The sequence below is a fragment of the Vibrio sp. 1078-1 genome (genome assembly GCF_033340475.1).
On record NZ_JAWOWM010000250.1, the window covers coordinates 1 to 769 of the forward strand.

The 769-nt window shown below is 46.7% G+C and carries 1 protein-coding gene; it reads left to right on the forward strand.

Annotated features, from left to right (window positions below; all coding sequences use genetic code 11):
- Window positions 1-769 (forward strand): malate synthase (locus R7190_RS26920; RefSeq protein ID WP_411978089.1); only part of this gene is annotated, 769 nt, incomplete at both ends.

The following is a 769-nucleotide window of genomic DNA, read 5'->3' on the forward strand; positions in this document are numbered from 1 at the left end:
GCCGTTAATGGCAACATTAGCTACACCAACCCTAGCAATGGCAAGCATTATCAGCTGGTGGACGACCCAGCGGTGTTGATCTGCCGTGTTCGCGGCCTTCATTTAAAAGAAAAACACGTGACGTGGCACGGTCAGATCATTCCAGGCGCGCTTTTTGATTTCGCACTGTATTTCTACAACAACCACAAAGCATTGCTTCAAAAAGGCAGCGGTCCATATTTCTATCTTCCTAAACTGCAGTCTCATCATGAGGCGAAGTGGTGGAGTGAAGTGTTCCATTTCACAGAAGAATATTTTCGTTTAGAAACTGGCACGATCAAAGCGACCGTGCTGATCGAAACGTTACCAGCTGTGTTTGAGATGGATGAGATTTTGTTCTCACTTAAAGAGCATATCGTAGGACTGAATTGTGGTCGTTGGGATTACATTTTCAGTTACATCAAAACACTGAAGAAACACCCAGATCGTGTTCTGCCGGATCGCCAAGTCGTCACCATGGACAAACCATTTTTGAACGCCTATTCGCGTTTGCTGGTTCGTACTTGTCACAAGCGTGGTGCTTTCGCGATGGGAGGAATGGCCGCCTTTATTCCAGCGAAAGACCCGCAAGAAAACCAGAAAGTGTTGGATAAAATTCACAACGATAAGTCACTTCAAGCGAATAACGGTCACGACGGTACGTGGGTTGCTCACCCGGGTCTCGCCGATACTGCTATGGAAGTATTCAGTGCGGCACTTGGAGAGCGAACAAATCAACTAGATGTTAGTC